Origin of the sequence: Streptomyces hygroscopicus subsp. hygroscopicus (assembly GCF_001553455.1) — a bacterium.
Classification (GTDB): domain Bacteria; phylum Actinomycetota; class Actinomycetes; order Streptomycetales; family Streptomycetaceae; genus Streptomyces; species Streptomyces hygroscopicus.
Genome location: NZ_BBOX01000595.1, coordinates 1 through 2492, shown reverse-complemented (window position 1 = coordinate 2492; position 2492 = coordinate 1). Strand labels below are relative to the sequence as shown.

Below are 2492 nucleotides of genomic sequence, written 5' to 3'. Positions count from 1 at the left end.
CACAGTGGACGCGAGCAACTGAGGACAAGCCCTCGGCCTATTAGTACCAGTCAACTCCACCGGTCACCCGGCTTCCATATCTGGCCTATCAACCCAGTCGTCTACTGGGAGCCTTAACCCCTCAAGGAGGTGGGAGCCCTCATCTCGAAGCAGGCTTCCCGCTTAGATGCTTTCAGCGGTTATCCCTCCCGAACGTAGCCAACCAGCCATGCCCTTGGCAGAACAACTGGCACACCAGAGGTTCGTCCGTCCCGGTCCTCTCGTACTAGGGACAGCCCTTCTCAAGACTCCTACGCGCACAGCGGATAGGGACCGAACTGTCTCACGACGTTCTAAACCCAGCTCGCGTACCGCTTTAATGGGCGAACAGCCCAACCCTTGGGACCGACTCCAGCCCCAGGATGCGACGAGCCGACATCGAGGTGCCAAACCATCCCGTCGATATGGACTCTTGGGGAAGATCAGCCTGTTATCCCCGGGGTACCTTTTATCCGTTGAGCGACGGCGCTTCCACAAGCCACCGCCGGATCACTAGTCCCGACTTTCGTCCCTGCTCGACCCGTCAGTCTCACAGTCAAGCTCCCTTGTGCACTTACACTCAACACCTGATTGCCAACCAGGCTGAGGGAACCTTTGGGCGCCTCCGTTACCCTTTAGGAGGCAACCGCCCCAGTTAAACTACCCACCAGACACTGTCCCTGATCCGGATCACGGACCCAGGTTAGACATCCAGCACGACCAGAGTGGTATTTCAACAACGACTCCACCACAACTGGCGTTGCGGCTTCACAGTCTCCCACCTATCCTACACAAGCCGAACCGAACACCAATATCAAGCTATAGTAAAGGTCCCGGGGTCTTTCCGTCCTGCTGCGCGAAACGAGCATCTTTACTCGTAATGCAATTTCACCGGGCCTATGGTTGAGACAGTCGAGAAGTCGTTACGCCATTCGTGCAGGTCGGAACTTACCCGACAAGGAATTTCGCTACCTTAGGATGGTTATAGTTACCACCGCCGTTTACTGGCGCTTAAGTTCTCAGCTTCGCCACACCGAAATATGACTAACCGGTCCCCTTAACGTTCCAGCACCGGGCAGGCGTCAGTCCGTATACATCGCCTTACGGCTTCGCACGGACCTGTGTTTTTAGTAAACAGTCGCTTCTCGCTGGTCTCTGCGGCCACCACCAGCTCCGAGCGCAAAGGCCCATCACCAGCAATGGCCCCCCTTCTCCCGAAGTTACGGGGGCATTTTGCCGAGTTCCTTAACCATAGTTCACCCGAACGCCTCGGTATTCTCTACCTGACCACCTGAGTCGGTTTAGGGTACGGGCCGCCATGAAACTCGCTAGAGGCTTTTCTCGACAGCATAGGATCATCCACTTCACCACAATCGGCTCGGCATCAGGTCTCACCCTGTTTGAGAGACGGATTTACCTACCCCTCGGGCTACACCCTTACCCCGGGACAACCACCGCCCGGGCTGGACTACCTTCCTGCGTCACCCCATCACTCACCTACTACAGGTCTGGACCGTCGGCTCCACCACTCCCCTTCACCCGAAGGATCCAGGGCGGCTTCACGGACTTAGCATCGCCTGGTTCAGCGCTGGCGCTTCAAAGCGGGTACCGGAATATCAACCGGTTGTCCATCGACTACGCCTGTCGGCCTCGCCTTAGGTCCCGACTTACCCTGGGCAGATCAGCTTGACCCAGGAACCCTTAGTCAATCGGCGCACACGTTTCCCACGTGTGAATCGCTACTCATGCCTGCATTCTCACTCGTGAACCATCCACAACTCGCTCACACGGCTGCTTCACCCGGCACACGACGCTCCCCTACCCATCACAACAACCGTTAGGCCTATATGCTGCAATGACACGACTTCGGCGGTACGCTTGAGCCCCGCTACATTGTCGGCGCGGAATCACTTGACCAGTGAGCTATTACGCACTCTTTCAAGGATGGCTGCTTCTAAGCCAACCTCCTGGTTGTCTCTGCGACTCCACATCCTTTCCCACTTAGCGTACGCTTAGGGGCCTTAGTCGATGCTCTGGGCTGTTTCCCTCTCGACCATGGAGCTTATCCCCCACAGTCTCACTGCCGCGCTCTCACTTACCGGCATTCGGAGTTTGGCTAAGGTCAGTAACCCGGTAGGGCCCATCGCCTATCCAGTGCTCTACCTCCGGCAAGAAACACACGACGCTGCACCTAAATGCATTTCGGGGAGAACCAGCTATCACGGAGTTTGATTGGCCTTTCACCCCTAACCACAGGTCATCCCCCAGGTTTTCAACCCTGGTGGGTTCGGTCCTCCACGAAGTCTTACCTCCGCTTCAACCTGCCCATGGCTAGATCACTCCGCTTCGGGTCTTGAGCGCGCTACTCTACCGCCCTATTCGGACTCGCTTTCGCTACGGCTTCCCCACACGGGTTAACCTCGCAACACACCGCAAACTCGCAGGCTCATTCTTCAAAAGGCACGCAGTCACGA

1 rRNA gene is annotated in these 2492 nt (G+C 56.8%); it reads right to left on the bottom strand.

Features of this window, described 5'->3' with window-relative positions:
- Nucleotides 1-20: 20 nt before the first annotated feature.
- A 23S ribosomal RNA gene (locus AXW62_RS39105) occupies nucleotides 21-2492 on the bottom strand; the annotation flags it as partial.